The organism is Hydrogenophaga sp. (assembly GCF_018780385.1).
Lineage (GTDB): Bacteria > Pseudomonadota > Gammaproteobacteria > Burkholderiales > Burkholderiaceae_C > Hydrogenophaga.
This window is the reverse complement of sequence record NZ_JADMJO010000003.1, coordinates 755,267-781,435: the sequence shown is the minus strand read 5'-3', so window position 1 is coordinate 781,435 and position 26,169 is coordinate 755,267. Positions and strand designations below refer to the sequence as shown.

The 26,169-nt window shown below is 66.2% G+C and carries 28 protein-coding genes; 11 read left to right on the top strand and 17 right to left on the bottom strand.

What is annotated here, in order from left to right; genetic code table 11:
- Window positions 1-25 precede the first annotated feature (25 nt).
- From IV113_RS04255 to IV113_RS04215, 8 genes are all read right to left on the bottom strand, one after another.
- On the bottom strand, window positions 26-1,351 hold the full coding sequence (locus IV113_RS04255) for a TAXI family TRAP transporter solute-binding subunit (RefSeq protein ID WP_291081119.1): 1,326 nt from the start codon (window positions 1,349-1,351) through the stop codon (window positions 26-28).
- Window positions 1,352-1,410: 59 nt separating this feature from the next.
- Window positions 1,411-2,142 (bottom strand): DUF411 domain-containing protein, encoded by a 732-nt coding sequence (locus IV113_RS26200; RefSeq protein ID WP_363318579.1) that lies wholly within the window; start codon window positions 2,140-2,142, stop codon window positions 1,411-1,413.
- 207 nt (window positions 2,143-2,349) lie between these two features.
- Complete coding sequence (locus IV113_RS04240; RefSeq protein ID WP_291081117.1) at window positions 2,350-3,084, bottom strand: DUF1223 domain-containing protein; 735 nt, start codon at window positions 3,082-3,084, stop codon at window positions 2,350-2,352.
- Window positions 3,085-3,172: 88 nt separating this feature from the next.
- A complete protein-coding gene (locus IV113_RS04235) occupies window positions 3,173-4,255 on the bottom strand; it encodes a glycerophosphodiester phosphodiesterase (RefSeq protein ID WP_291081115.1) in 1,083 nt (360 codons plus the stop codon).
- Between the two features lie 88 nt (window positions 4,256-4,343).
- On the bottom strand, window positions 4,344-5,087 hold the full coding sequence (locus IV113_RS04230; protein ID WP_291081113.1) for an amino acid ABC transporter ATP-binding protein: 744 nt from the start codon (window positions 5,085-5,087) through the stop codon (window positions 4,344-4,346).
- A gap of 12 nt (window positions 5,088-5,099) precedes the next feature.
- On the bottom strand, window positions 5,100-6,203 hold the full coding sequence (locus tag IV113_RS04225) for an amino acid ABC transporter permease (protein WP_291081111.1): 1,104 nt from the start codon (window positions 6,201-6,203) through the stop codon (window positions 5,100-5,102).
- A 2-nt stretch (window positions 6,204-6,205) separates the two neighbouring features.
- Entirely contained in the window at window positions 6,206-7,381 is a 1,176-nt protein-coding gene (locus tag IV113_RS04220; RefSeq protein ID WP_291081109.1) for an ABC transporter permease subunit, read from the bottom strand.
- Between the two features lie 112 nt (window positions 7,382-7,493).
- A complete protein-coding gene (locus IV113_RS04215; protein WP_291081107.1) occupies window positions 7,494-8,531 on the bottom strand; it encodes an amino acid ABC transporter substrate-binding protein in 1,038 nt (345 codons plus the stop codon).
- A 312-nt stretch (window positions 8,532-8,843) separates the two neighbouring features.
- Here IV113_RS04215 and IV113_RS04210 point away from each other — a divergent pair, with 312 nt between their 5' ends.
- From IV113_RS04210 to IV113_RS04200, 3 genes are all read left to right on the top strand, one after another.
- Window positions 8,844-10,571, top strand: coding sequence for a long-chain fatty acid--CoA ligase (locus IV113_RS04210; RefSeq protein ID WP_291081105.1), 1,728 nt, complete (start codon window positions 8,844-8,846; stop codon window positions 10,569-10,571).
- Between the two features lie 4 nt (window positions 10,572-10,575).
- The gene (locus IV113_RS04205) at window positions 10,576-10,836 is read left to right on the top strand and encodes a hypothetical protein (RefSeq protein WP_291081103.1); all 261 of its coding nucleotides are present in this window, start codon (window positions 10,576-10,578) and stop codon (window positions 10,834-10,836) included.
- A 106-nt stretch (window positions 10,837-10,942) separates the two neighbouring features.
- The gene (locus IV113_RS04200; RefSeq protein WP_291081101.1) at window positions 10,943-11,308 is read left to right on the top strand and encodes a hypothetical protein; all 366 of its coding nucleotides are present in this window, start codon (window positions 10,943-10,945) and stop codon (window positions 11,306-11,308) included.
- A gap of 6 nt (window positions 11,309-11,314) precedes the next feature.
- Here IV113_RS04200 and IV113_RS04195 read toward each other — a convergent pair whose 3' ends face one another.
- Both IV113_RS04195 and IV113_RS04190 read right to left on the bottom strand, forming a co-directional pair.
- Window positions 11,315-12,115, bottom strand: a complete 801-nt coding sequence (locus IV113_RS04195) for a DUF2189 domain-containing protein (protein WP_291081099.1) — start codon at window positions 12,113-12,115, stop codon at window positions 11,315-11,317.
- A gap of 44 nt (window positions 12,116-12,159) precedes the next feature.
- Window positions 12,160-12,558 carry a hemerythrin domain-containing protein gene (locus IV113_RS04190; RefSeq protein ID WP_291081098.1) on the bottom strand — a complete coding sequence of 133 codons (399 nt, stop codon included), beginning with the start codon at window positions 12,556-12,558 and terminating at the stop codon, window positions 12,160-12,162.
- Between the two features lie 135 nt (window positions 12,559-12,693).
- On the opposite strand from IV113_RS04190, the gene IV113_RS04185 reads away from it, so the two are divergent.
- From IV113_RS04185 to IV113_RS04155, 7 genes are all read left to right on the top strand, one after another.
- On the top strand, window positions 12,694-13,434 hold the full coding sequence (locus IV113_RS04185; protein WP_291081096.1) for a 2OG-Fe dioxygenase family protein: 741 nt from the start codon (window positions 12,694-12,696) through the stop codon (window positions 13,432-13,434).
- Window positions 13,435-13,532: 98 nt separating this feature from the next.
- Complete coding sequence (locus IV113_RS04180; RefSeq protein ID WP_291081094.1) at window positions 13,533-13,982, top strand: PTS sugar transporter subunit IIA; 450 nt, start codon at window positions 13,533-13,535, stop codon at window positions 13,980-13,982.
- Window positions 13,979-15,865 carry an ATP-binding protein gene (locus tag IV113_RS04175; RefSeq protein ID WP_291081093.1) on the top strand — a complete coding sequence of 629 codons (1,887 nt, stop codon included), beginning with the start codon at window positions 13,979-13,981 and terminating at the stop codon, window positions 15,863-15,865. Before IV113_RS04180 ends, IV113_RS04175 begins: the two co-directional genes overlap by 4 nt.
- Entirely contained in the window at window positions 15,862-16,569 is a 708-nt protein-coding gene (locus IV113_RS04170; RefSeq protein WP_291081092.1) for a response regulator, read from the top strand. Before IV113_RS04175 ends, IV113_RS04170 begins: the two co-directional genes overlap by 4 nt.
- Before the next feature lie 104 nt (window positions 16,570-16,673).
- Window positions 16,674-17,213, top strand: a complete 540-nt coding sequence (locus IV113_RS04165; protein WP_291081091.1) for a TRAP transporter small permease subunit — start codon at window positions 16,674-16,676, stop codon at window positions 17,211-17,213.
- Window positions 17,210-18,706, top strand: a complete 1,497-nt coding sequence (locus tag IV113_RS04160; protein WP_291081090.1) for a TRAP transporter large permease subunit — start codon at window positions 17,210-17,212, stop codon at window positions 18,704-18,706. The genes IV113_RS04165 and IV113_RS04160 overlap by 4 nt, the downstream gene beginning before the upstream one ends.
- Window positions 18,703-19,197 carry a hypothetical protein gene (locus IV113_RS04155; RefSeq protein WP_291081088.1) on the top strand — a complete coding sequence of 165 codons (495 nt, stop codon included), beginning with the start codon at window positions 18,703-18,705 and terminating at the stop codon, window positions 19,195-19,197. The genes IV113_RS04160 and IV113_RS04155 overlap by 4 nt, the downstream gene beginning before the upstream one ends.
- On the opposite strand, the gene IV113_RS04150 is transcribed toward IV113_RS04155, so the two are convergent.
- The 5 genes from IV113_RS04150 to IV113_RS04130 all read right to left on the bottom strand — a co-directional run bounded on the left by IV113_RS04150 (window position 19,160) and on the right by IV113_RS04130 (window position 22,588).
- Entirely contained in the window at window positions 19,160-19,294 is a 135-nt protein-coding gene (locus IV113_RS04150) for a hypothetical protein (RefSeq protein WP_291081086.1), read from the bottom strand. The genes IV113_RS04155 and IV113_RS04150 overlap by 38 nt on opposite strands.
- A 12-nt stretch (window positions 19,295-19,306) precedes the next feature.
- Window positions 19,307-20,491 (bottom strand): beta-ketothiolase BktB, encoded by a 1,185-nt coding sequence (bktB, locus tag IV113_RS04145; protein ID WP_291081084.1) that lies wholly within the window; start codon window positions 20,489-20,491, stop codon window positions 19,307-19,309.
- A gap of 67 nt (window positions 20,492-20,558) precedes the next feature.
- Window positions 20,559-21,134, bottom strand: coding sequence for a histidine phosphatase family protein (locus IV113_RS04140; RefSeq protein ID WP_291081082.1), 576 nt, complete (start codon window positions 21,132-21,134; stop codon window positions 20,559-20,561).
- Between the two features lie 25 nt (window positions 21,135-21,159).
- Window positions 21,160-21,933 (bottom strand): SDR family NAD(P)-dependent oxidoreductase, encoded by a 774-nt coding sequence (locus tag IV113_RS04135; RefSeq protein ID WP_291081080.1) that lies wholly within the window; start codon window positions 21,931-21,933, stop codon window positions 21,160-21,162.
- A gap of 7 nt (window positions 21,934-21,940) precedes the next feature.
- Window positions 21,941-22,588 carry an RluA family pseudouridine synthase gene (locus IV113_RS04130; protein WP_363318577.1) on the bottom strand — a complete coding sequence of 216 codons (648 nt, stop codon included), beginning with the start codon at window positions 22,586-22,588 and terminating at the stop codon, window positions 21,941-21,943.
- Between the two features lie 330 nt (window positions 22,589-22,918).
- On the opposite strand from IV113_RS04130, the gene IV113_RS04125 reads away from it, so the two are divergent.
- A complete protein-coding gene (locus tag IV113_RS04125; protein ID WP_291081076.1) occupies window positions 22,919-23,878 on the top strand; it encodes a tRNA-dihydrouridine synthase in 960 nt (319 codons plus the stop codon).
- A gap of 6 nt (window positions 23,879-23,884) precedes the next feature.
- On the opposite strand, the gene dkgB is transcribed toward IV113_RS04125, so the two are convergent.
- Together dkgB and IV113_RS04115 are read right to left on the bottom strand one after the other, a co-directional pair.
- Complete coding sequence (dkgB, locus tag IV113_RS04120; protein ID WP_291081074.1) at window positions 23,885-24,694, bottom strand: 2,5-didehydrogluconate reductase DkgB; 810 nt, start codon at window positions 24,692-24,694, stop codon at window positions 23,885-23,887.
- Between the two features lie 190 nt (window positions 24,695-24,884).
- A complete protein-coding gene (locus IV113_RS04115) occupies window positions 24,885-26,087 on the bottom strand; it encodes an MFS transporter (protein WP_291081072.1) in 1,203 nt (400 codons plus the stop codon).
- Between the last annotated feature and the right edge of the window lie 82 nt (window positions 26,088-26,169).

Sequence of the window (26,169 nt, the reverse complement as noted above, 5' to 3'; positions counted from 1 at the left end):
GGGGCGGCCCTGCGGCGAAACGTGCTCAGACCTTTCTAAGCAGTTTCTTGCGCACCAGATGGATGTTGTTGCGCAGCGCATAGAGTTCGTCGGTGTACGACAGCGGCATCACCACCTTCTCCACCTTCGACTCCATCGCGTCGAGCTGCTCGACGAGTTCGGGCGCCTTGTCGGGCGCGGTCTCGAAGCGCTGCTCCACGTCGCGCAGTTCGGCGTACCAGCGGAACACCCGCTTGCGGATGCGGAAGGTGTAGAGCGGGGGCACGATGCGCGAGAGCGGCAGCGCCAGCGCCAGGATCAGGCCCATGGCCAGCCACATGCGTTCGATCAGGTTGGCCAGCCAGAAAGGCAGGTAGCGCTGCAGGAACGGTGCACCGTTCTTGATGGCGCGAGAGGCCTCAGGGGAAATCGGCACCTCGCTGTGCTCCAGGCTGGGGTATTCGCTCGCTTTGCTGAACCAGCCCGAGCCACCGTGCAGCCCGGTGGCCGTTTGCGCGAAGAGCTGCAGGATGGCGGGGTGGGTGTCGCTGTGCGCCAGCAAGCTGGTGGTGGAGGCGACCAGTCGCACGTCGCGACTCGGTATGTTGCGCGCCAGGTCCACCACGCCCTGCGGCATGACCACCGGCGTGAGGTAACCAAAGCGCCGTGAATAGGCTTCGCTTTGCGCGAAGTCCAGCAACTTCACGCCCGGCGTCTGCAGCAGCATCTGCACCATCAGCGACTCGGGCGCCGAGGCGAACACCACGGCGTCGATTTCACCACCCAGAAAGGCCACCGTGGCCGGGGTCTGCTCCAGTTTGCTCAGGCGCATCTGCTTCGGGTCGACGCGGTTCACGTCGAGGAGTGTGGAGAACAGGCGTGGCACGCCACTGCCACCGGTGCCCACGTTCACCCGCCAGCCGCTGAGCTCGGCGAGGTGGTTCACGGTGGGGGATTTGCGCAGTCGCCTGGCCGAGTCTTCGCGGTAGAAGAGCCACAGCGGTTCCACGAACAGGCTGCCCAGCGAGGTGATGCTGTCTTCCTCGTCGTAGCCGATGTCGGCCGTGCCACCCTGCACAAAGCCGAGATCGGCCTTGCCGGTGCGCAGCAGTTCGAGGTTGGCGGAAGACCCTTCGGATGACAGCAGCTCGACCGTGATGCCGTAGCGCGCCAGCGCCTCGGCGTAGCGCTTGCCGAACTCGGCGTAAGCGCTTTGTTCCGGGCCGGTGGCCAGCACCACCCGCTTGGGCGGCGTGGGGTTGAGCCACCAATAGGCCACGCCCAGCAGCGCGATGGTGAGCAGGGCAAAGGGGCCGAATGACACGACCATCTCGCGCAATGAGATGAGCGTGTAGCGAAGGGTTTTTGGCATGCCGCGACATTAGCACGGCACCCTGCAAGGAGCTGTTGTCGCGGACCTTTGAGATCGGCTCAGGGCATCGGCTCGATGCTCATCACGGTGTAGGCGCCATTGACCTGCATCGCTGTGAAACGCACCCTGTCGCCGGCCTTGATCTTGCCCAGCAGCGCGGTGTCTTTCACCTGGAACACCATGGTCATGGGCGGCATGTCCAGGTTTTTGATCTCGCCGTGCTTGAGCGAGATCTTGCCGGTGGCGGTGTCCACGCGGCGGACCTCGGCTTCCACCATGGGCAAGGTCTCGCCTGCGGTGGCCGTGCGTTTGAAGCCCGCCGCGTTGCCGGCGTAGTGCTGGTACACGCGACCCGTGCCGTCGGGCTGCACCAGCACCACGTCGTAGGCGTCGCGGCGCTCGCCGTACACGGCACCGTCCATGCCCGGGCTGCCCACCGGCATGCCTGGCACGGCCAGACCGATGGCCTTGGGCTTCTCGGCCAGCAGGCGGCGGATCTCGCGCGCGTTCACGTGGCCTTCGATCACGTAGCCACCGATCAGGCCGGTGTGGCACGAGCCGAACTTCTCGGGCAGGCCCAGGCGCTTGCGGACGGCCGCGTTGCCGGTGTCGAACACCTGCACCTGAAAGCCGTCGGCCTGGAGGTAACTCACCCAGTCCTGGCAGCAGCCGCAGTTGGGGTCTTTCCAGACCTGCAGCACGGGCAGGGCGGGTGGTGTTTGCGCCCAGGCGGGCAGGGCTGCGCCGGCGATCAATGCCGCCGCGGTGCTGAAGAGGGAACGTCGTTGCATGGTGGTCTCCTGTTGGGTCAAGCTTTGGGCAGCACCTGACCCAGGTTGACTGGCAAAGCGCTCGGCCACCGCCATGGCGTCACCCACCCACCCAGCCGCGCAGGGGCAGCAGGGCGATCATGAGGACGAGGAACCGGTGGCGCATGGGTGGAAATGATACGGATCAGCCGGTGTTGGTTCCATCCACGGTGCTGGAAGTCGCGTCTTTCAGGTGGGGCATTGCAGCACCAGTGCCTGCACTGGCTGCGTCAGGCCGGGGTTCGTCACCACGAAAGCCACGCGCTGGGGCGCGCCCGAGGGCAGTGTGAGCTGGGTGCTGCCGCCTTGGGCGGCGTCCCAGGGTGGCACCGGCAGGTACCGGCTCACCACATGGTCGTGTCGGAGGTCTTCTCCCGCGTTCTCGCCGCGCGTGACCTTGCTGATCAGGCCGTCCTGCAGCACAGCCCAATAGCCTGCGAGCTCGGTGCCCGGGGCAGACGCGATCTGCGCTGTGACCACGTTGCCTTGGCGGCGCAGGTGCAAGGCCGGCGCGGCCGCAGCGGGCAAACCGATCAGGCTGCTGGCGCTTTGGCCGCTCCAGCTGCGGTGGTCGCGACCATTGAGCACGATCTGTGGCGTGTAGACGTATTTGCCACCCAGTGCCTCTTTCAGCCGGTACTGGCGGGCGGTGGTCTCCGGTGTGGCGAACGGGTCGCGCCAGCCCAGGTGGTTCCAGTAGTTCACATGGAAGGAGAGCGCCAGCACGTTGTCCTTGGCCTTGAGGGTGGACAGCCAGCGGTCGGCCGGCGGGCACGAGCTGCAGCCTTCGGACGTGTAGAGCTCCACCACCGCGGGCGGCCTCGGGCCGGAGCGGACCTCGCAGGTCTGCGCGGCTGCCCCCGCGGCCCCGAGGGTGGCTGCGAGGGCCGTGATGCAGGGCAGTGCGCGTGAGGTGTGGGTCATGGCCATCTCCAGGTGGGGAATGGCGGTTGGTCGGCCGCTCGGCCGCCCGCTTACACCCGAGCCGACCGGAGGTCGGTAGCCACTCGGCTCAGCGCAGGTCGGGGGCCACACCGAAGCGCACTGGCTCCGGGGTGGCGGCGGGCAGCGTCAGCTTCGCGTTGGCCGTCGGGGTGACCACGGTCGGTGGCAGCACCATGCCGCGTTGCTGCATCACCGTGCGCAATCGGTCGGGGTAGTCGGTGATCAGTCCGTCCACGCCCCAATCGATCAGCCGCGCCATGTCGCTGACCTCATTCACCGTCCAGGGAATCACGCGCAGGTTGAGCGTGCGCGCGCGCGCCAGCGTGGCCTGGCTGAGGTCGTTGAATTGGGGTGACCAGAGCTTGCCGCCTGCGGCGGCCACCATGGCAGGTGCATCTTCAAAATCGGCCAGCTTCATACCCGAGGTCCATGCTCCATCGGCCAAGGTGTTGAAGCGTGGCATCTGGGCCGACAGGAACGAGCGCGGCAGGGCGGGTGCGATGGCCTCACTGGCCTTGAGTACCCGCCAGTCGAAGCTTTGAAGGGTCGTGCGCGAGGCCATGCCGTGGCTGTTGATGACGGCGGCGACGGCGCGCACGAACGCCTCGGGCTCGGGCGACTCCTCTGGGCGAAGGGGATGCATCTTGAGCTCGATGTTGAAGCGCACATGGCCCGCGCCCAGCCGCTTGACCCGCTCGAACACGGACGCCAGTGTGGGGATGCGCTCACCGTCTTGCGGCGCCTGGTTCTGGAAGTCGCGTGCGTAGCGGCTCGACGGGTTGATGCGCCCGACGTCCAGGCTGGCGATCTGCTCCAGGCTCAGCTGGTTGAATGGCTTGCCGCGCGACTGCAACCATTTGCCGCTGGCGTCGCGCGTGATGTCGGGGTTGGGCGTGGTGTCGTGCGAGATCACGGGCACGCCCTCAGAGCTGAGCACAACGTCGAATTCGATCGTGGTCACACCAATGGCGAGGGCTTGCTCGATGCTCGCAAGCGTGTTCTCGGGTGCCAGGCCCCGCGCGCCCCGGTGACCCTGTGCGTCAAAGGCCAGCGCCGCGCCTGCGCACCACACCGACAGTCCCAAGGCGGTGGTGCAACTCCAGCGCAGCCAGGAAAGTCGTTGAACGGTGAACGGGGGTTGTGTGGTCATGCGGGCCTCCTTGAGAACCCGCGCATTGTGTCAGCGCCACATGACCCTCACAAGTCAAAAACCCTGCCCTGAAAAGAAGCGTTACGAATCAATGTCCGAGGATCTTGGAGAGGAAGTCCCGGCTGCGTTCGTTCTGCGGATGGTTGAAGAATTCGGTGGGCGTGTTCTGCTCGACGATCTGGCCCTGGTCCATGAAGATCACGCGATCGGCCACGGCTTTGGCAAAGCCCATTTCGTGCGTCACGCAGATCATGGTGATGCCCAGGTTGGCCAGCTCCACCATCACGTCGAGCACCTCCTTGATCATCTCCGGGTCGAGCGCCGAGGTGGGCTCGTCGAACAGCATGATCTTGGGCGTGAGGCACAGCGCGCGGGCAATCGCCACACGCTGCTGCTGCCCGCCCGAGAGCTGCAAGGGGTACTTGCCGGCCTGCTCGGCAATCTGCACCCTCTGCAACTGCACCATGGCCTTTTCCTCGGCCTCCTTTTTCGGCATCTTGCCCACCCACATGGGTGAGAGCGTGAGGTTTTCCAGCACGGTCAGGTGGGGGAACAGGTTGAACTGCTGGAACACCATGCCCACGTTCCTGCGCACCTGGTCGATCGCCTTGATGTCGTCGGTGAGTTCGATACCGTCAACGAAGAGGTGGCCCTGCTGGTGTTCCTCGAGCCGGTTGATGCAGCGGATCAGCGTGGATTTGCCCGAGCCGGACGGTCCACACACCACGATGCGTTCGCCCCTGGCCACATCGAGGTCGATGTCGCGCAGCACGTGGAAGTCGTTGCCGTACCACTTGTTGACTTTGTCGAAACGGATGATGGGATCTGACATGTTCTTGTTCCTTCAGCGGGCCTTGCTGGCGCTCAGTTGTTTCTCGACCCACAGGCTGTAGCGCGACATCGCGAAGCACACCGTGAAGTAGATGAGGGTGATGAAGAGGTAGGCCTCCAGCTTGAACGGGCGCCAGTTCACGTCCGCATTCAGTGCCAGCGCCAGCGCGCCGGTGAGCTCGTAGAGCGAGACGATGGTGACCAGAGAGGTGTCCTTGAACAGCGAGATGAAGGTGTTCATGATGCTGGGCACCACCATCGCCAGCGCCTGCGGCAACACGATCTTGCGTTGCGTCTGCCAGTAGGTCAGACCCAGCGTGTCGGCCGCCTCAAGCTGGCCCTTGGGGATGGCCTGCAGGCCGCCGCGGATGATCTCGGCCATGTAGGCGGCGGCAAACAGCGTGATGCCGGCGATCACGCGCACCAGCACGTCCAGCGTCACGCCTTGCGGCATGAAGAGCGGAAACATGAACGACGCCATGAACAGCACCGAGATCAGCGGCACGCCCCGGATGAGCTCGATGTAGATGATGCAGGCGGTGCGGATCGCGGGCAGCCGCCCGCGCCGCCCCAGCGCCACCACCACCGCCAGCGGGAAGGCGAAGAAGATGGACAGTGTGGCCAGCATCACGGTGAGGGGCAGACCGCCCCAAAGGTCGGTGCGCACGTTCGACAAGCCGAACACGCCGCCCCCCATGAGGATGAAGAACAGCGCGAGGATGCCCACCCACATGAGCGCCAGCCAGGGTTTCCAGAAGAAGCGCACACAACTCAGGACGAGGCCACCCATCATGAGCGAGGTGGCCACCAGCGGGCGCCACTGCTCGTCGAACGGGTAACGGCCGAACAGGATGATGCGGTACTTCTCGGCCACCACACCCCAGCAGGCACCCACGCCTCGCGCGGCCTGGCAGGCTTCGGAGTCGGCGCGCATCACGGCGTCGATCAGCACCCAGCGGATGAAGCCGGGCAGCACCCAGGCCAGCAGGCCGAGCACGAACAGCGTGACGATGGTGCTGCGCCAGTCGGCAAACAGGTTGCGCCGTATCCAGGGCACGAGGCCCGAGTTTTTGACCGGGGAAGGGCGGGGGGCGATGGGCATGAACGTGTCGGACATGTTCATCGCTCCTTGATCGCCACGCGCTGGTTGTACCAGTTCATCAGCAGCGATGTGCTGAGCGATGTGGTGAGGTAGACCAGCATGATGATGGCGATGCACTCCACCGCGCGGCCGCTCTGGTTGATGGTGGTGTTGGCGATCGACACCACGTCCGGGTAGCCGATGGCCACCGCCAGCGAAGAGTTCTTGGTCAGGTTGAGGTACTGGTTGGTCAGGGGCGGCACGATCACCCGCATGGCTTGCGGCAGCACCACCAGCTTCATCTTCTGGCGTGGGTCCAGGCCCAGCGCGGCGGCCGCTTCGTCCTGGCCGCGGCTCACCGACTGGATGCCGCTGCGCACCACTTCGGCCACGAAGGCCGAGGTGTACATGACCAGTCCCAGGAGGACGGTCATGAACTCGGGTGTGGCCGACACGCCGCCGTCGACCATGAACACCAATTGCTCGGGCACGTTCCACTCGGTCGGCATGCCGGAGATCGCCCAGCCAGCGACGGCGCACGCGATGACCAGTGCGATGGGGGTCCACAGTCGGTCGCCATCTTGCCCGGTGGCTTCAAAACGCTGCTGAACCCTGCGCAGCCACAGCCACACGGCCAGCAGCCCCACGGCCACCCCAGCGGTGACGCCGCCCAGACCGGCGGTGGGGTAGGGAAAGGCGAACCCGCCCTTGCTCAGAAAAAACAGGCCAGAGATGCTCCAGGCCTCGTTGGAGGCCGGCAGGATCTCGATGAAGATCAGGTACCACATCAGCAGCTGCAGCAGGATGGGCACGTTGCGGAACAGCTCCACGTAGCCATAGCAGATGCCCCGCACCAGCCCGTTGCGCGAGAAGCGGCCCACACCCAGCAGAACACCCAGGATGGTGGTGAAGAAGATGCCGAGTGCGGCCACCTTCAGGGTGTTGAGCACGCCGACCCAGATGGCCTTGCCGTAGCTCTCGCTCGGGTCGTAGGCGATGAGGGTTTCGCCGATGTCGAAGCCGGCCGCGGAGCTCAGGAAATCGAAACCGCTCTGGATGCCACGCACCTGCATGTTGCGTTGCGTGTTGTGCGCGAGGAACCAGATGCCGAGTGCGATCAGGACCAGTGCGACCAACTGGAACAGCAGGCCACGCGTGGCTCGACTGTTGAGTGACCACTGGCGCTGTCGGGGTGGAGGTGAGGGGGATTTCAAGACAGCCTCGGATGTGGGTGAACCAGAGAGAGACTTAAAAGAAGCACCGGAGCTTTCGCCCCGGTGCTCTTGACTGTCATGCGGTCGTGCTGCTGTGCAGCGGCACGTGGGTTCAGCGCACCGGTGGTGCGTACATCAGACCGCCCTTGCTCCAGAGGTTGTTGCTGCCGCGGGGCAGGCCGATGGCGGTCTTGGGGCCGACATGGCGCTCGAAGATTTCACCGTAGTTGCCGGTGGCCTTGACGGCGCGAAGCGCCCATTCCTTGTCCAGGCCCAGCAGCTTGCCGGTGTCTTCGGTGCCCGCGCCCAGCAGGCGCATCACGCCCGGATTGGTGCTGCCCGTCTTCATCTGGTCGGCATTGGCCTGGGTCACTTCGTACTCCTCGGCTTCCAGCAGCGCAAAGCCGACCCACCGGACGATGGCGGCCCACTCGTCGTCACCCCGGCGCACGGCCGGGCCCAGGGGTTCCTTGGAGATCAGCTCGGGCAGGATCACGTGGTCGTCGGGCTTTGCCATGTCCTTGGCGCGGCTGGAGGCCAGGCCCGAGGCGTCGGTGGTGTAGGCCTGGCAGCGCCCGGACGAGTAAGCGGCCAGCGCGGCTTCGAGCTTTTCAAACACCACCGGTTTGATGTTGAGCTTGTTGGCGCGCGAGTAGTCGGTCAGGTTGAGTTCGGTCGTGGTGCCGGACTGCACGCACACCGTCGCGCCTTTGAGCTGCTTGGCGCTTTTCACGTTGAGCTTCTTGGGCACCATGAAACCCTGGCCGTCATAGAAGTTCACGCCGGTGAAGGTCAGGCCCAACGACGCGTCACGGGTCAGGGTCCAGGTGGTGTTGCGCGCCAGCATGTCGATCTCGCCGGACTGCAAGGCGGTGAAGCGTTGCTGGGCGGTCAGGGGGACGTAGCGCACCTTGTCCGGGCTGCTGAGCACCGCTGCTGCCACCGAACGGCACACATCCACATCCATGCCACTCCACTTGCCCTGGCTGTCGGCCGCCGAGAAGCCGGGCAGTGCGGTGTTGACCCCACAGATCAGCTCGCCACGCTTCTTGATGGCATCGAGGTCCTTGCCCGCGTGTGCGGGCATGCTGGCCAGGGTGGCCGCGGCGCTCAGGCCCAGGGCTGCGAGTTTCAGGGTCGTCATCGTCATCAGGTCTCTCCAAGGTGTTTGAAAGAATGTCCGTCGGCGCTGGAAGCGCACCTATTGGGTGCGCATCGCGACCGCAACCGAATGTATCCCCCGGGTTTTGGGCCCGGGATCGGGGTTTACGTGTGAAAGCCATGCAAATAGCACATGACAACATCGCGATGGCAGCACGCGCTCGCCCGTGAACTTGGGTACGCAGGTTCTGTGCCATTGAGGGAATGGTGGTCGCGGTCTCTCCCGCGACAAGTCGTGTTTTCTTTCGTAGAGGGTGACCCGTATCCTTCGGCCCAAACGCAGAACAACGGAGACCAGCGCATGAACAACATCACCACGGGGGAAGCGGGCCCTTCCGCGCCTCACCACCGCTTCTGGCCCAAGCGCCTGCCGCACCGGATCAACCCGCCAGCCACTTCGCTGTGGCACAACCTGGCAGTCAGTGCGCAGCGCTACCCCGACAAGACCGCGCTGGTTTTCTTCGACCAGGTGCTGACGTACCGGCAGTTGCTGGAACAGGCCGAGCGGCTGGCGGCCCACCTGCGCGCACAAGGTGTGCAAGACGGTGATCGCGTGATCTTGCTGATGCAGAACTGCCCACAGTGGATCGTGGCGCACTTCGCCATCCTGCGGGCCAATGCGGTGGTGGTGCCGGTCAATCCGATGAACCGGTCGGACGAGCTGCAGCACTACATCACCGACCCCGACGCGCGCGTGGCGATTGCCGCGGCCGACCTGGCCGGCGAGTTGATCAAGGCCAATGCCGAGGTGCCCGAGAGTGGTCGCCTGCGCCACCTGGTTGTCTCGCACTACAGCGACGCTTTCGGTCCGCAGGCCGAGATACCGCCTGCCTGGGCCGAGTGGCTGGGCACGCACCATGCTGTGCCCACGCTGCCGGGCGGCACGGTGAGCGACTGGGCCGAGGCCCTGGCCTGCAGCGGCACCGCGCCCGCCCACAACCGCGGCCCGGACGACCTCGCCGTGCTGCCCTACACCAGTGGCACCACCGGGCTGCCCAAGGGTTGCATGCACCCGCACCGCACGCTCATGCACAACGCCGTGGCCGTGGGCCTGTGGACGAACAGCACCTCGGAGAACGTGGGCCTGCTCGTGGTGCCCATGTTCCACATCACCGGCATGGTGGCGGGCATGCATGCGTCCATCTACAACGGCGCGACCCTGGTGGTGATGCCCCGCTGGGACCGCGAACTCGCTGGCCAGCTCATCTCGCGTTGGCGCGTCACGCACTGGACCAACATCCCCACCATGGTCATCGACTTGCTGGCCAGCCCGCGCTTCGACCAATACGACCTTTCCAGCCTGGTGCTGGTCGGCGGTGGCGGCGCGGCCATGCCGCAGGCGGTGGCGCAGCGCCTGCTCGAGCAGTACGGCCTGCGCTATTCGGAGGGCTATGGCCTCACCGAGACGGCCGCGCCGTCGCACAACAACCCACCCGACCACCCGAAGCAGCAGTGCCTGGGCATTCCGTTCCTGAGCACCGAAGCGCGCGTGGTCGATCCGATCACGCTCCAGGAGATGCCGCAGGGCGAAGCCGGCGAGATCATCATCTGCGGGCCCGAGGTGTTCGATGGCTACTGGAAACGGCCGGAGGCCACCGAGGCCGCCTTCATTACCGTCGAGGGCAAACGTTTCTTCCGCTCGGGCGACCTCGGCCGCATCGATGAAGACGGCTACTACTTCATCACCGACCGGCTCAAACGCATGATCAATGCCAGCGGCTTCAAGGTCTGGCCGGCCGAGGTGGAGGTGCTGATGTTCAAGCACCCTGCCATCGCCGAAGCCTGCGTGATCGCCACCACCGACGCCTACCGCGGCGAGAGCGTGAAGGCCGTGGTGGTGCTGCGCGAATCGCACCGTGCGACCACGAGCGAGCAGGACATCCTGGACTGGTGCCGCGAGCACATGGCGGTTTACAAATGCCCGCGCACGGTGGAGTTCCTCGCCGCCCTGCCCAAGAGCGGCAGTGGCAAGGTGATGTGGCGGCTGCTTCAGGAGCAGGAGGCCCGCAAGGCCCCACCGGCACAATGACGGCATGCCCTCCATCGCTCACATCGTTCACCGCCTCTGGCAGCCCCGGCGCGGCCTGTTCTGGCTCATGTTGGGATTCAACGCACTTTCCAGTTTCATGGTCGGTTTCCTGCAACTGAACGATCCACCCATGGGCATCCGGCTCGTCGTGAGCGTGTTTGCACTCACCAATTCGCTCATCGGCTGGTGGCTGACCGTGCGTCTGTGGCGCGAGACCGACCCGAACCGGCCCGCCGGCGCCCCTGTCTCGAGCGCAGATCGTTGATACATACCGTCACGCGTGTTACAAAGCGGGGTGGAAGCGCGGTAATACGCACCCCCCTGCATGCGTTGTGTTGGTTCATGGCTCAAACAAAAAAGATTGCTACCCGATGCGCATCTTCACCACCATCCTGGACACCGTCACGCAACGCCTTGTGAGCGATCCGGTTCGCCACGATCCCGCCGCGTTGTCCCGCATCCGCCGCGCCATGCTGGAGCTGCTGCCCAACGAACCCAGCTGGGAAGACGAGCGCCTGCGCCACCGCTTGCTGGTGGCGGTGGATCCGAAAAGCCTGTGGTTCATGCGGGTGGAGCTGCACCAGCGGCTGTGCCGATCCATGGGTGAAGAGGTGGCGCTCGAGCGCGTTCAGGCCCTGTGGCCACTCTTTGAAGACAGCATCGAGCCCGCGTTGCTGGGCAAACGCCCTGGCCGACGCGGCAGCGGCCAGCGCGGCGACACACCACCCGGTCGCTGAGTTCCCTCAGGCCGGGTCGCTCACCGTGCCCTGGTAGGCGTGCCAGGTGGCATGGCCCACCACCGGCCCGATCACGAACAGGCCCGCAAACAGCGGCAGCATCGCCAGTCCCACCAGCAGCGTGATCAGCGCGCCCCACTGCAGCATCACGCCCGGGTTTTGCAGACAAGCGCGGATGCTGGTGAGGCCCGCGGAGATCGCGTCCACCTGGCGGTCCATGATCATCGGTATGGAGATCACGCTGGTCACGAAGATGAGGGCGGCAAAGAGGCCACCGACCACGGTGTAGGTGATCAGGAACGACAGGTTCTCCGGGTTGATCAGCTGGGCCAGGAGGTTGGTGGTGGATGGCATGGTGTTGAAGGTCACGGCAAACACCACCAGCGAGGCGCGGCCCCACAGCATCTCCAGGATCAGCAGCACGCCCGCGAAGATCGCCATGGTGCCCTGCGTTGGCCGCCACGCCAGCAGCGAGGCCCGCAGCGACGGACGTTGACCGTTCTGCAGCGCACGGCTGACGTCGTACAGGCCCAGGCAGAGAAACGGGCCCATGAGCAGGAAGCCCGCGCTCAAGGCCAGCACGTAGGCCGGTGCTGCGCGAAAGACCGCCAGCAGTGCATGGCCCATGAGGAAAAAGCACAAGCCGTAGAAGAGGCCGATGCGTGGGCAGCGCATGAAGTCGGCCCAGCCCAGACGAAGCCATTGCAGCGGATCGCCTGCGCGCAGGTCGGTCACTGCCAGGTCGAACACCGACGGTGGTCGCGGTGGTTCGGATGGGCTCTCGGTGGCGGGCGTGGCTTCGGTCATGAAGTGCTCCTCTGTGGCCGACGATTGGACCACCAACCGGCGATTCAGACCGTTTCGGAGGTGACGCGGCGCATGTGCAGGGCCAGGGCAGCATCGAGCGACTGCGTGTGCCGGCTGAACCACGCGGACAGCTCGGCCGCCATCTGCCGGGCCGGCGCGAGGTCACCGCCCTGCGCCTGGCCCAGGCCTTCGCGCAGCAGATTGAGCACCACGCGGTGTTCCAGGGTGTGCTGATCTGCCGTGGCAAAGGCCTCCCGGCGCATCCAGGCATCCTCGGTACCGAAATGCACCACGGCGTGCTGCACCAGCGCCTGCCAGGTCTCGACCAGTCGGTCGTCTGGCGCGGCTTGCGCGCTTCCCAGCCGTTCCATGAATTCGCGGTTCATCCCGTCCATGGGTTCAAAGCCCAGCCACAACGCGGGGGTCCATTTCAAAGCCTGCATGTTTGCCTCCTTGGCCGGGATCCACCCAGCCTGCGCGGAGCTTGCGCCCGGTCGGACGACGGCGCTTTGATCCAGCGCATGAAAGCGAGTCAAGCCGCGTCGCCGCGCTCGGTGACGCCGGTAAACTGCCGCTCCATGACCAGCGAATTCCAGCCACCCTACGTCCCCCTCCACCAGCTCGATGCATCCCTCAAGACCACAGGATTCGCACTGCTCAGCGCCACCAGCGTGGCCGACTGGTTGCCCGCCAGTGCCGATGAACTGCGGGCCTTGCACGCCGGCTGGGACCAACTGCCGGCCGACGCCTACCTGAAGGACGGCGGGCGCTACCGCAGCCGGCGCCACAGCTGCTTTGTGGTGGACCGGGAACAGGTGCAGCAGTCACCACACCGGGCGCACTGGCAGCCGCTGGAATACAACGCCTTGCACGGTGGCATGCAGCGCTGGTTTGAACCCATGGAGCCGGCAGTGGTCGGGCAGCCGGTCTGGAGCCGTTTGATCACGCGCCTGGGCGAGGTGGCCAGCGCGCTGCGCGGTGCGCAGCCCTGGTTCGTGGAGGCGCATCCGTTTCGCATCGACACCACGGACGGCATTGGCCGTCCCACGCCAGAAGGCGCGCACCGCGACGGCGTGGACCTGGTGGCCGTGTTCATGGTGGGCCGCCACGGCATCAAGGGCGGCGAGAGCCGGGTGTTTGAAGCCAATGGCCCGGGTGGCCAGCGTTTCACGCTGCGCGAGCCGTGGTCGTTGCTGCTGCTGGACGATGCGCGCGTGATCCACGAGAGCACACCCATCCAGCCGCTGGAGGGCGACGCCCTGGGCTGGCGCGACACGCTGGTGGTGACCTGCCGCGCCGGTGGTTTTCAGGGCGATTGAGGGGCGCTTTGTTACGCGCTTTTTACGCGTGACTTGGTCCAATTGAGCACCCTGGGCCCACCGCTGCGGTGGGCAGGTGATCCTTGCGAGCCCCCAACGTGGACGAACAAATCACAACGCACCTTGATGTGGAAGCGCACCTGGGCGTGAGCGCCATCAACGCCGCGACCTTGTTTGACTTCGTGGACGACATCGTGGCGGACGGCAAGCGCATCCGCAACGGCGCAGTGGCACGACAACTCGCGGTGCGCCAGGCGCGCGGCGGCACCGCGCTGGGCCGGGGGGTGGTGGTGCCCCATGCTGCGGTGCGCAGGTTGCGGAGTGCCCGGTTGATCTACGTGCGCTTGCAGACCGCCATCGACATGGACACGCCGGACCACGAACCGGTGCGCGACGCGTTGACCCTGCTGGTACGCTATCCACCTTCCCCCGCCGATCACGCGTTGCTCGAACGCATTCGCGATCCCCACATGAACCCGGTCCTGATCGACCTGTTGCGCCAAGGGCTTTGTGCCGAAGCGGCGGCGCGCCTGGTGAACCGTGCATGACGCCGGGCATGCTGTTGGTATGCGTCATGGCGGATGGCCAGGCCCTGCAACTGGTGCGCCACGGCCACCAGCTCCAGCAGGGGAGATCGAGCCCGTGGCGGGTGTTGCACCTGGACACGGTGTCCGCCCGTTACGCCAGCCAGGCCGTGAGACAGGATCTGGAGCAGGCCCTGCAATTGGCCCGCGCCGGGGGGGCTCAGATCGTGCACTCCAGTCTCAACATGAACGCCGGCGGCCACCTGATGAAGCAAATCGCGCAGCAGGCGCAGGGTGGCATGGTCTCTGATGTGTTGCTGGGTGACCAGGCCACCGGCACCGTCTACTGGCCTGGTTTTGGCGAGCGCCTGAGCGATTTCACCGAACTGCTGGGCACCACCGTGCCCAGCGCGCAGGTGCACGTTCTGGTGGCGCAGCGCTCGGAACACAGCGCCCCGAGCGTGAGCGGTCGATGGGTCGCGCAAAGCCCGACGCGTTGGTCGTTGCGGTATTGGCGCCTGCCGCTGGCCGTGTTGATGGCCTGCACGGCGCTGTGCGCCGTGATCGCCAGTCATTTGCACCCCATCAACCTGATCCTGATCTACCTCGTGGGCGTGTTGTACGTGGCCCTCATGCGCGACCTCGTCGCGTCGGTGGTCACGGTGCTGGGCGCCATCCTGATCTTCGACTGGATCTTCGTCGCGCCGCGCTGGTCGCTCAAGCCCACGGATCCGGAGTACTTCTTCACCTTTGCCATCACCCTGTGCGTGGGGTTGGCGGTCAGCCGTCTGGCGGTGCGCGCGCGAGCTGCCGCGGTGGCGGCCCTGGCGCTGGCCGACCGTGCCCAGTCGCTCAGCCTGCTGGCGCAAAGTCTGTCGACTGCGCGCACACCCGCAGACATCGGGCGCACGCTGTTGCAGGCGGTCGAGCGTGGTGTGGGCGCACAGGGCCGGATCCTTCTGGGCGAGGTGCTGCCACCGGACGCACCGTTGCATCCGCTCGTGCCATCGCCCGACGGCGTGTACCGCTTCGGCCTCAACGCCGCCGACCAGCCGCTGGGCGTGCTGCAGGTGGATCACCTGCCGGTCGAACGCCAGACCGCCGAGGATCTGCACCTCCTGCAGGCGCTGAGCAACCAGGCCGCGATTGCGCTGGACCGCTGCAACGCCGACTTGCGCAGCCAGCAGACGGCGATTCAGGCCGAGACCGAGCGCGTGCGAAATACCTTGCTGGCGGGCATCTCGCACGACTTCCGCACACCACTGACCGCCATCATCGGCGCGGCCACCACCGTGCTCACGCAGGGGCACCAGATCACGCCAGGGCAGCACGACGCCTTGCTGCACAACATGCTCGACCAGGCGCAGCGCCTGCAGTCACTGACCAGCGACCTGCTCGACCTCGCGCGACTGCAGGATGGCGCTGTGCGGCCGGACTGCGAATGGTGTCCGGTGGGTGAGCTGGTGCGCGATGCGCTGGCCATGGCGGGCGGCGACATGGCCGAGCGCCGCGTCGATGTGCAGGCCGCCGAGGACGACATCGTGTGGTGCGACCCGCGACTGGTCACGCAGGCCATGACCAATCTGCTCATCAATGCGGTGCAGCACTCACCACCGCAGGGGCGCATCGTGGTGGCCGTACGGCTCAGCCCCGACGACTGGACGCTGTCGGTGCGAGATCAGGGACCCGGCCTGCTGCCCGGCCAGGAGTCCGAGGTCTTTCGCAAGTTCTACCGCGACCCCGCGGCCGGCTCTGCAGCAGGCACCGGGCTCGGGCTGGCGATCTGTGAAGTGGTGGCGCGGCTGCACGGCGGTCACATACACGTCCGCAGCGACGGTGGCGCAGTGTTCGAGATGCGCATTCCCTGGCCGGCCAACGAGCCCAGACCCCTGGACCTCCACGAATGAACCCACCTTCGACGCTGCAAGTGCTCATCGTTGACGACGAGCCCGCCATCCGCGACCTGTTGCGCACCACCTTGGTGGCCGAGGGCTATGGCGTGGTCGAGGCCGCGACCGCGCGCGAGGGTGCCACGCTGGCGGCAAACCGCCGCATTGATCTGTTCCTCATCGACCTGGGGTTGCCCGACGGGGACGGCGTGGCGCTCATCCGCGAAATCCGCGGCTGGACGCAACGGCCGATCCTGGTGTTGTCCGCGCGCACGCAGGAAAGCCAGAAGGTGGATGCGCTGGACGCGGGTGCCGACGATTTCGTGAGCAAGCCCTTCGGGGTGGCCGAGTTGCATGCACGCATCCGCGTGGCACTGCGACACGCTGGCACATCGCCAGCCGCGGGGCAGGCCCTGGCGCTGGGTGAGGTATCCATCGATCTGCTGGCGCGCAGCGTGAGCCGGGCGGGTCAACCCATCAAGCTGACCGCGACCCAGTGGCGCTTGCTGGAGGTGCTGGCCCGCCATGCCGGCCGCGTGGTGACCGGGCGGCAACTGCTGCGCGAGGTCTGGGGGCCTGGTCACGGTGAACAAGGCCACTACCTGCGCATCTACGTGCGCCAGTTGCGCCAGAAGCTGGAGGCCGACCCCACCGCGCCGTGCTTCCTGCTCACCGAGATGGGCGTGGGCTACCGGCTGCTCGCCACCAGCACCGGGGCCTGACGGGCAACGGCTGCTTTTATACGCGGCGTTTACGGCCGCAGCGGTACGCTGCGCAGCGACTTGGCAGGCCACATGCCGCGCCCCATCCCCGAGGAGACAACAACATGAAACGCTTGCTGGCACTGGCCCGGCTGATCGACGCCGTCACGGACCGGTTCGCCGCCGTGGCCAAGTGGGCCATCCTGGTCGCTTGCGCGATCAGCACCACCAACGCGGTGGTGCGCTATTCCCTGAACTACAGCTCCAACGCCTTCCTGGAGATCCAGTGGTACCTGTTCGCCATCTGCGTCATGTTCGGTGCGGCGCAGGTCCTGCGCGTCAACGAACACGTGCGTGTGGACATCTTCTACGGCATGTATCCCACACGCACCAAGGTCGTGATCGATCTGCTGGGCCTCACGCTCTTCCTGTTGCCCATGACGCTCTTCATCGCCTGGGCGACATTGCCGGTGCTCACCAAGATGTTCCTGAGCCAGGAGATGTCGGGCAATGCGGGCGGGCTGATCCGCTGGCCGGCGATGCTGACCATCCCGCTGGGCATGTGCCTGGTGGCTCTGCAGGGCGTGTCTGAAATCATCAAGCGCGTGGGCTGGTTGATGCACGTTCACGACATGGACACCCACTACGAGAGGCCACTGCAATGAGCATGGAGAACTTCGCCCCGCTGATGTTCGCGGGCCTGATCGTCGTCATGCTCATCGGCTTTCCCGTGGCTTTTTCGCTGGGTGCGCTGGGCCTGACCTGCGGCCTGTACGCCATCCAGATGGGTTGGTTCCCGGCCTCGTTCATGGGCAACCTGCCGCTCAACCTGTTCGGCATCCTGTCCAACGACCTGCTGCTGGCCATTCCATTTTTCACGCTGATGGGCGCCATCCTCGAAAAATGCGGCCTGGCCGAAGACCTGCTGGAATCGATGAGTCAGCTGTTCGGCCCCAGGCGAGGTGGCCTGGGCTACTCGGTGATCGTGGTGGGTTTCATCCTCGGCGCCATCACCGGCACCGTGGCCGGCCAGGTGATCGCCATGGCCATGATCGCGCTGCCCATCATGATGCGCCACGGCTACGACATGCGCTACGCCACCGGTGTGCTTGCCGCCTCGGGCACCATCACGCAACTGGTGCCGCCCTCGCTGGTGCTGGTGGTCATGGCCGACCAGCTCGGCCGCTCCGTCGGTGACATGTACAAGGGCGCCTGGGGTCCGTCGATCCTGCAGGTGCTGATCTTTCTCACCTACACCTTCGTGCTCACGCGCCTGCGCCCCCATGCGCTGCCCGGCATCCCGCTGGAAGCGCGCACCGCCAGCGGCTGGGCTCTGTGGAAGCAGTGCCTGCGCGGCATCATCCCGTCGGCCGTGTTGATCTTCGCGGTGCTCGGCAGCATGGGCGGCTTGCCCGGCATCTCCACCGCCATCTGCACGCCCACCGAGGCCGGGGCCATGGGCGCGGCCGGTGCGTTCGCATTGGCGGCCCTGCACCGCCGCCTCTCCTGGGCGCTGGTGCGCGAGGCCATGACCGGCACCATGCGCATCACCGCCATGGTGGTGTTCATCCTGATCGGTTCGCGCGTGTTCTCGCTGGTGTTCCAGGGCGTGGACGGTGGCATCTGGATCGAGCACCTGCTGAGCAACCTGCCGGGCGGACAGACCGGTTTCCTCATCGTCGTCAACGTTTTCATCTTCTTCCTGGCCTTCTTCCTCGACTTCTTCGAGATCGCCTTCATCATCCTGCCGATGCTCGGGCCGGTGGCTGAGAAGATGGGCATCGACCTGATCTGGTTCGGCGTGCTGCTGTGCGTGAACATGCAGACCAGCTTCATGCACCCGCCGTTTGGTTTCGCGCTGTTCTACCTGCGAGGCATCTCGGACTCGCTGTTCAAAGCCGGCGTGTTGCCGCGCAAGGTGGAGTCGCGCGACATCTACCTCGGCGCCATTCCCTTCGTGATCCTGCAACTGGTGCTGGTGGTGGTGGTGATCTTCGTGCCGCAAACCGTCACGGTCTTTCTCGACAAGAAGGTGGAGTTCGATCTGGACAAAGTGGAAATGCCGGTGGTGGCGGACGAGCCGAGCAGCGAAGTCGACGCCGAAGAATTGTTCAAGCAGGCGGCGCCGCCGAGCACCGAGCCGGAGCCCGCGAAATGACGCTGGCCACTTTCACGCCGGTTCAAGGCCGCTCATTCCCACGGCCCATCCAGGCGCTCGCCACCTTGGCCATGGTCGGGTTGCTGGCCAGTGCCGTTGGCGCGCTTCCTGTGTTGTCCGCTCTCCCGCCGGGACCTGAGGTGCTGTTGCTTGCCGGCCTGGCGTTGGCCATCGTGGTCTGGGGCTATCTCAACATCCTGTTGGCAACCACCGCCATCTCCAGCGACACCTTGTCGCAAGGCTGGTTGTGGCGAACCAGCGTGCCCCTGAGCGATATCTCGCAAGTGAAATTGCTGCGCTTCAAGCCACTGGATGGCTGGGTGGCGCCGCGACTGGTGGTGCGCACGCGCGGGCTCGGCAACATCACCTTCCACGCGGCGGACCCCGCCGTGCTCGCGGTCATCGACCTGCTCGTGCATGGGCAGGCTGATCCCTCGCCCGGGTTGGCGCCTGTCAACGCCGGATCGCGTTCGGAAAATACAGCGCCGTGAGGCTGCGGTTGTCGAACTGGCGTTTCTGAAACAGGCCCAGCCGGGTGTCGAGGATGGCCGAGTTGGCCATGAAGACTTCGTCGAGAAAGGCCACCACGGCCCTGGGGGCTCATATCCTTTCGAAGATGGCCGCAATCCCCTGTCCGCCGCCAATGCACATGGTCACCAGCGCGTAGCGACCCTGCACCCGGTGCAACTCGTGAATGGCCTTGACCGTGATCAGCGCACCGGTCGCGCCGATCGGGTGGCCGAGCGAGATGCCCGAACCGTTGGGGTTGACCTTGGCCGGGTCCAGACCGAGGTCTCGCGTGACGGCGCAAGCCTGCGCGGCAAAGGCTTCGTTGGCCTCGATGACGTCCAGGTCCTTCACCGTCAGGCCAGCCTTCTCCAGCGCGATCTTCGTGGCCGGCACCGGGCCGATGCCCATGTACTTCGGGTCCACGCCGGCGTGGGCGTACGACACCAGGCGCGCCAGCGGTTTCGCGCCGCGCGCTTTCGCGGTGCCGGCTTCCATCAGCACCACGGCCGCGGCGGCGTCGTTGATGCCCGAGGCGTTGCCGGCGGTCACGGTGCCGTTTTCTTTCACGAACACCGGCTTGAGCTTGCCCAGGTCGTCCATCGTGCAGTCGGGGCGGAAGTGTTCGTCGGTCGCCCAGGACACGTCGCCCTTCTTGCTCTTGAGCACCACCGGCACGATCTGGTCCTTGAAGCGGCCTTCTGCAGTGGCGCGCTGAGCCCGGTTGTGGCTTTCCACCGCCAGCTTGTCCTGGTCGTCACGGGTGATGCCCCACTTGGCCGCGATGTTCTCGGCCGTCACACCCATGTGGATGGTGTGGAAGGGGTCGTGCAACGCGCCGACCATCATGTCCACCATCTTGGTGTCGCCCATGCGCGCGCCCCAGCGCATGTTGAGGCTGGCAAAGGGTGCTCGGCTCATGTTTTCCGCGCCGCCGCCGATGGCCACGTCGGTGTCGCCGAGCAAGATGCTTTGCGAGGCCGAGACGATGGCCTGCAGGCCAGAGCCGCACAGCCGGTTGACGTTGAACGCGGGCGTGCCTTCGGCACAGCCGCCGTTGATGGCGGCCACGCGGGAGAGGTACATGTCTTTGGGCTCGGTGTTGACCACATGGCCGAACACCACGTGGCCCACGTCCTTGCCGTCCACGCCGGCACGCGCCAGCGATTCGCGCACCACGAGCGCGCCGAGGTCGGTGGGGGGCTGGTCCTTCAGGCTGCCGCCAAAGGTGCCAATGGCGGTGCGCACGGCGCTGACGACAACAACTTCTCTGCTCATGGGGGTCTCCTGATGGTTGGGGCAATCGCCATCGTAGTCCGTGTACCAGCGTCCGCCTTGACCTGCGTCAGAACGTCTGGCGGGAGAGCACGCGCAAACGGTTGGCGTGGCTGCCCTGGGTGCCCGGGCGTGTCACGAAGACCTCGCCCATGGCGAGGAATTCGCCCGTGAGCGCCGTGACATTGACTTGGTGCGTGACCAGCATCAGGTTGCGCGGCGCCTGCCAACCCTCCACCGCGGCCAGCACGGCGCGGGTCTGCTCGTCCTGGCCGCTGCCACCGAAGAACGAGTTGATGGGTGGCCACACGGTGTTCTGCTTGAAGGCCAGCATGGCGGTGTCCACGCAGCGGCACCAGGCGCTCGATCGCACCTGGTCGAGCTTCACACGTTCGCGCGTGAACGCCGCACCCACGCGCCGGGCCTGCTCGCGCCCCGCCTCGCTCAGGTTGCGCTGCGTGCCGCACTCGCCCAGTTTGAAGTCAGGCGGGTCGCCGACGCCCGGTTCGGTTTGCGCATGGCGCATGAGCACCACGCAGCCGCCTTCGCGCAGCAGGGTCCAGAAGCCTGGGGCCTGGGCATGGGCGGGCCAGGTGGTGGTGCCCACTCCCACGGCGGTCGTCAGCGCAAATTCGCGTCGGTTCATGAGGTGCTCCGGTTGGCGGGAGGACTCAGCCGCGCACGTCCGCCACCGGCTGTTCGCCGAAATCGGCGCGGTTCAGAAAGGCGAGCACGCGGGAGGCGGCCTCGTCTGGGGATGTGAGTTGGCCCTGGCGCTGGAGTTCCACGAAGCGGCTGCGGTCGGGAAAGGCCGCGGGGTCGCCCGCGCGCAGCTGCACCTGCATGTCGGTGTCGATCACGCCGGGCGCCAGCGAGACCAGGCGCGCCCCGTGTTCGCGCTGCGCTTCGTCCAGAGCGCTGCAGCGGGTGAAGTGGTCCATGCCGGCCTTGGCGGCGCAGTAGGGCGCTTGCGCGGCCATGGCGCTGCGGCCCAGACCCGAGGAGATGTTGAGCACCTTGCGCGGCCCGCGCCAGCCGCCCTGCACCCAGGCGGTGGTGGCGCGCAGAAAGGCGGCGGTGAGCTGCATGGGGGCTTCCAGCCCCACGCGCAACGCGTTGGCCAGGTCTTCGGGCGGGCAGTGGTCCAGCGGGCCGATGCGCGGGATCACGCCGGCGTTGTTGATCAGCGTGGCGCTGACCCAGGTGCTCGCGGGCTGGCTCTCCAGAAACGCTTGAAGCCGATTCGCGGCACCGGTGGTGTCTGCCAGGTCTTGCGACCACTGCGTGAGCGTGGCACCCAGGGTCTTGGCCTCGGCGGTCAACTCGTCGTTGAACTGACGCGAGATGCACAGCAGGTGACGCGTTGGGCCGAGCAACTGGCGGGCCATGGCCAGGCCCATGCCGCGTGAGGCGCCGGTGAGGATGGTGAGGTGTTGTTGCGTCATGGTGTGTTCAGAAGGGGCAGGGGCTGTGGAATTCGATGGTCTGGCCATGAAGGGGGTGCGGCAGCGAGAGCCAGTGGGCGTGCAGCAGCAGCCGGTCTGCCATGGCGAGCTGGTCGGGCGCAGCGTACAGCGCATCGCCAACCATGGGGTGTCCAAGGGCTTGCAGGTGCACGCGCAGCTGGTGGGTGCGACCGGTCACGGGTTCGAGTTCGAGCCGGGTGGTGCCGGGGGCTGATGGCTGCGTGGCGATGCGCCAGCGGGTGATGCTGGGTTTGCCTTGTTCGCGATCCACCTTCTGCATCGGGCGGTGGGGCCAGTCGGCCATGAGCGGCAAGTCGATGGTGTTCCAGCCGTTGTCGGGCTGCGGGTTGGTCAGCTCCCCGCTCACGACGGCGGTGTAGCGTTTGTGCACGCGGCGCTCCTCAAACGCGAGGCTGAGTAGGCGTTGTGCCTCGATGCCTCTGGCCATGACCACCAGGCCAGAGGTGGCCATGTCGAGCCGGTGAACCACCAGTGCGTCGGGCCATCGGGCTTGGGCGCGGGTGCTCAGGCAGTCCTGTTTGTCCGGGCCTTTGCCGGGTACTGCCAGCAGTCCTTCTGGTTTGTCCAACACGAGGATGTGTGGGTCTTCGTGGATCAGGGAGACATTGCTCACAACGACCTCGCGGGCTCGCGGACGCACGGCGCTCTGCTCCGCGAATGTCCTCCGGACCGGCTGCGCCGGTCCTCCCCCTTGATTTCGCTGCGCAGAGCGCCATGCGCCCGCGAGCCTGAAGTGATGCAGGCACGCAATCGTCCGCGCACCAACGAGGTCATCGGTGATCGGGTGGAACGCCGCAGCGAAATCAAGGAGGAGGGGCGGCGCAGCCGACCCGGGGGACATTCGCGGAGGCGTTCCGCCCGGTCGCCGATGAACGGACCCGCCGGAGAAAGAGAAAGAAAGCAAGCCATGAAACGCATTGTCCAAGCAAAGGACAATACCCCCATGCTGTTGTTGGCCCCCATGGAAGGTTTGCTCGACGCCACCCTGCGCGATGTGCTCACGCGCACCGGTGGCATCGATCGTTGCGTGAGCGAATTCATCCGCGTCACCGACATGCTCCTGCCCGAGCGCGTGTTCGTGCGCGTGGTGCCCGAACTGCTCAACGATGGCCGAACCCGCGCAGGCGTGCCAGTGCGCGCGCAACTGCTGGGCTCCGACCCGAGTTGCCTCGCTGAAAACGCCGAACGCCTCGCCAGCCTGGGGCCGCACGGCATTGATTTGAACTTCGGCTGCCCGGCCAAGACCGTGAACCAGAGTCGCGGCGGCGCCGTGCTGCTCGACGAGCCCGAGCTTATCGGCCGCATCGTGTCGGCAGTGCGCCGCGCGGTGCCGGCGCATGTGCCGGTGTCGGCCAAGATGCGGCTGGGTTTCAACGACGATGCGCGAGCTGAAGAGTGCGCGCATGCGATCGCCGAGGCTGGCGCCGACGAACTCGTGATCCACGCGCGCACCAAGGCCCACGGCTACCGACCCCCTGCGTATTGGGACCGGCTGGCCGAGGTGCGCCAGTCGCTGCCACCGCACCTGCGCCTGCCTGTGATCGCCAACGGCGAGATCTGGACCGTGGCCGATGCGGTGCGTTGCCGCGAAGTGACCGGCTGCGAACACCTCATGATCGGGCGCGGCATGGTGACCGACCCGGGTCTTGCGCTCGCCATCAAGGGGCAGGGCGGCGTGGCCTGGGAGGTGCTGCCGCCCTTGCTCCAGATTTTCTGGCAACAGGTGAGCGCGCGCGTGGAGCGCCGCCACCGCGCCGGGCGCCTCAAACAATGGCTCAACTACCTGCGCAAGCGTTACCCCGAAGCGCAGCAGGCCTACGACGACCTGCGCCTCTTCAACGAGCCCGCGCACATTGAGGCCTGGCTGCAACGGCAAACCGCCCCGCAAGCCTGCGCGGCTTGAAGCCATTCAGTCCCAGGCCGGTGCCAGGCCTTCGGGGTTGACCAGCCGGCCACCTTTGTCCAGCGCCGCGATGCGTGCCATCTGATCGTCACTCAGGCGCAGCCGGGTGGCGAGCAGGTTGCTTTGCAGGTTCTCGCGTTTTGTTGATGAAGGAATCACCGCGTAACCCAGCTGCATGGCCCATGCCAGCGCCACCTGCGCCGGCGTGGCACTCAGCTCCTGGGCAATGTTTTGCACCACCGGATCCTTCAGCACCTCACCGTAGGCCAGCGTCATGTACGAGGTGGTGTGGATGCCCTGGCTGCGTGCGAAGGCCACCAGCGCGCGGTTCTGCAAATACGGATGCAGCTCGATCTGGTTCGTGGCAATTGCGCTTGCGCCCACCGCGCTGATCGCTTCGCGCAGCAGCGCAATGTTGAAGTTCGACACACCGATCAGTCGCGTGAGGCCCTGCGCCTTGGCCTCGGCCAGCGCGCCCATGAACTCGGCCACCGGCACCCTGCCGCCCGGCGAGGGCCAGTGGATCAGCGTGAGGTCCACGTGGTCCGTGCGCAGTTTCACCAGGCTGTCCTTGAGGCTGGCCACGAGCTTGTCGCCCGCCAGGTTGTCGGTCCATATCTTGGTGGTGATGAACAGGTCGGCTCGCGGCACAGCCCTCGCGCTGATGGCCCGGCCGACCTCGGCCTCGTTGCCATAGATCTGCGCGGTGTCGATCAGGCGGTAGCCGAGGTCAAGTCCGTTCTTGACGGAGTCGATCACGACCTGGTCCTTGAGCCGGAAGGTGCCCAGGCCGAAGGCGGGGATGGGTTTTTGCATGGTGTTCTTTCGTTGTGGAAGAGGAAGGATGTATCCGTTTTTCATGGCGCCGGAGCGCCACCCGTAGCGCATGAAACAACGCCCATCCAGGGGCATCACGGGTCCGGCTCCGCCGGCCCAAGATGCCGTCCCCCTCCCGCCGCAGGCGAGAGAGGGGGAAGCCGCGAAGCGGCGCAGGGGGTGTTTCATCCTAGTGGCCCACCGGCACCGGACCGTGGCCGCGCACCGGGATGCCGCCGCGGCGGTCCAGCACGCCGCTGAGATGTGTGAGTGCCAGCGACACCAGCACCACCAGCGCCCCGATCCAGGGCGTGTGGATCAGGCCGAGGTGCGTGACGATCAGGCCACCGGCCCAGGCCGCACCGGCAATGCCGAGGTTGAACGCCGCGATGTTCAAACCCGAGGCCACATCCACCGAATCGGGCGCCACGCGCTCGGCCTGCTTCACAACATACACCTGCAGGCCGGGCACGTTGCCAAAAGCCACGGCGCCCCAGAGCAGCACGGTGGCCACTGCCAGCCAGGGGTGCGGCGCGGTGAACTGCAGCAGCAGCAACACGGCGGCCAGCAACGCAAAGATGATGCGCAGCGCCGGGATGGGACCCAGCCGATCGGCCAGACGCCCGCCCCAGAGGTTGCCCACGGCCACCGAGATGCCGTAGACCAGCATCACCCAGCCGACCGCACTGGCCTGCAGGCCCGAGACGTCGGTGAGGATGGAGGCCAGGTAGGTGAAGGGAATGAAGGTGCCGCCGTAGCCGATGGCTGTGGTGGCGTACACCAGCAGCAGGCGCGGCTGGCCCAGCACCCGGGCCTGCTGCAGGAGCGAGGCCGGGGCCTTGTGGGCGATGTTGCGCGGCACGAAGAGCGCACTGCCGATGAAGGCGATCACCCCGAGCGCCGAGACGGCCAGGAAGGTCTCGCGCCAGCCGAAGTGCTGGCCGATGAAGGTGCCCAGCGGCACGCCCGTGACGAGCGCAACCGTGAGGCCGGTGAACATGACGGCGATGGCGCTGGCCGCTTTCTCGCGCGGCACCAGACCGGTGGCGATGGTCGAGCCGATGGAGAAGAACACACCGTGGGCCAGACCCGTGAGGATGCGTGCCGCCACCAGCGATTCGTAGGTGGGCGCCAGCCAGGCCAGCAGGTTGCCGGCAGTGAACAGCGCCATCAGCGCCAGCAGCAGGCGCTTGCGGGGCAGCCGGCCGGTGAGGGCGGTGAGCACGGGCGCGCCTATGGCCACGCCCAGCGCGTACAGGCTGACCAGCAGGCCCGCCGAAGGCAGGCTGATGGCCAGGTCAGCCGCCACGGTGGGCAGCAGGCCGACGATCACGAACTCGGTCGTACCGATGGCGAATGCGCTGAGCGTCAGCGCGAGCAAGGCAATGGGCATGGAACAACTCCTGAAGATGAAGGGCTGGAGTCTGGGCGCTTTTGCTTTGCAGAAAAATGGGGTTTTGATCCAAAGATACTTG

Bases quoted from the DNA above. Each gene is read 5' to 3' on its own strand.
- IV113_RS04155 (WP_291081088.1), top strand. From the start codon at position 18,703: ATGACGCTGGCCACTTTCACGCCGGTTCAAGGCCGCTCATTCCCACGG.
- IV113_RS04200 (WP_291081101.1), top strand. From the start codon at position 10,943: ATGCGCATCTTCACCACCATCCTGGACACCGTCACGCAACGCCTTGTG.
- IV113_RS04235 (WP_291081115.1), bottom strand. From the start codon at position 4,255: ATGACCACACAACCCCCGTTCACCGTTCAACGACTTTCCTGGCTGCGC.
- IV113_RS04160 (WP_291081090.1), top strand. From the start codon at position 17,210: ATGAGCATGGAGAACTTCGCCCCGCTGATGTTCGCGGGCCTGATCGTC.
- IV113_RS04240 (WP_291081117.1), bottom strand. From the start codon at position 3,084: ATGACCCACACCTCACGCGCACTGCCCTGCATCACGGCCCTCGCAGCC.
- IV113_RS26200 (WP_363318579.1), bottom strand. From the start codon at position 2,142: ATGCAACGACGTTCCCTCTTCAGCACCGCGGCGGCATTGATCGCCGGC.
- dkgB (WP_291081074.1), bottom strand. From the start codon at position 24,694: ATGCAAAAACCCATCCCCGCCTTCGGCCTGGGCACCTTCCGGCTCAAG.
- IV113_RS04195 (WP_291081099.1), bottom strand. From the start codon at position 12,115: ATGACCGAAGCCACGCCCGCCACCGAGAGCCCATCCGAACCACCGCGA.
- IV113_RS04165 (WP_291081091.1), top strand. From the start codon at position 16,674: ATGAAACGCTTGCTGGCACTGGCCCGGCTGATCGACGCCGTCACGGAC.
- bktB (WP_291081084.1), bottom strand. From the start codon at position 20,491: ATGAGCAGAGAAGTTGTTGTCGTCAGCGCCGTGCGCACCGCCATTGGC.
- IV113_RS04205 (WP_291081103.1), top strand. From the start codon at position 10,576: ATGCCCTCCATCGCTCACATCGTTCACCGCCTCTGGCAGCCCCGGCGC.
- IV113_RS04125 (WP_291081076.1), top strand. From the start codon at position 22,919: ATGCTGTTGTTGGCCCCCATGGAAGGTTTGCTCGACGCCACCCTGCGC.
- IV113_RS04225 (WP_291081111.1), bottom strand. From the start codon at position 6,203: ATGTCCGACACGTTCATGCCCATCGCCCCCCGCCCTTCCCCGGTCAAA.
- IV113_RS04135 (WP_291081080.1), bottom strand. From the start codon at position 21,933: ATGACGCAACAACACCTCACCATCCTCACCGGCGCCTCACGCGGCATG.
- IV113_RS04175 (WP_291081093.1), top strand. From the start codon at position 13,979: ATGACGCCGGGCATGCTGTTGGTATGCGTCATGGCGGATGGCCAGGCC.
- IV113_RS04230 (WP_291081113.1), bottom strand. From the start codon at position 5,087: ATGTCAGATCCCATCATCCGTTTCGACAAAGTCAACAAGTGGTACGGC.
- IV113_RS04210 (WP_291081105.1), top strand. From the start codon at position 8,844: ATGAACAACATCACCACGGGGGAAGCGGGCCCTTCCGCGCCTCACCAC.
- IV113_RS04215 (WP_291081107.1), bottom strand. From the start codon at position 8,531: ATGACGATGACGACCCTGAAACTCGCAGCCCTGGGCCTGAGCGCCGCG.
- IV113_RS04190 (WP_291081098.1), bottom strand. From the start codon at position 12,558: ATGCAGGCTTTGAAATGGACCCCCGCGTTGTGGCTGGGCTTTGAACCC.
- IV113_RS04170 (WP_291081092.1), top strand. From the start codon at position 15,862: ATGAACCCACCTTCGACGCTGCAAGTGCTCATCGTTGACGACGAGCCC.
- IV113_RS04185 (WP_291081096.1), top strand. From the start codon at position 12,694: ATGACCAGCGAATTCCAGCCACCCTACGTCCCCCTCCACCAGCTCGAT.
- IV113_RS04140 (WP_291081082.1), bottom strand. From the start codon at position 21,134: ATGAACCGACGCGAATTTGCGCTGACGACCGCCGTGGGAGTGGGCACC.
- IV113_RS04115 (WP_291081072.1), bottom strand. From the start codon at position 26,087: ATGCCCATTGCCTTGCTCGCGCTGACGCTCAGCGCATTCGCCATCGGT.
- IV113_RS04255 (WP_291081119.1), bottom strand. From the start codon at position 1,351: ATGCCAAAAACCCTTCGCTACACGCTCATCTCATTGCGCGAGATGGTC.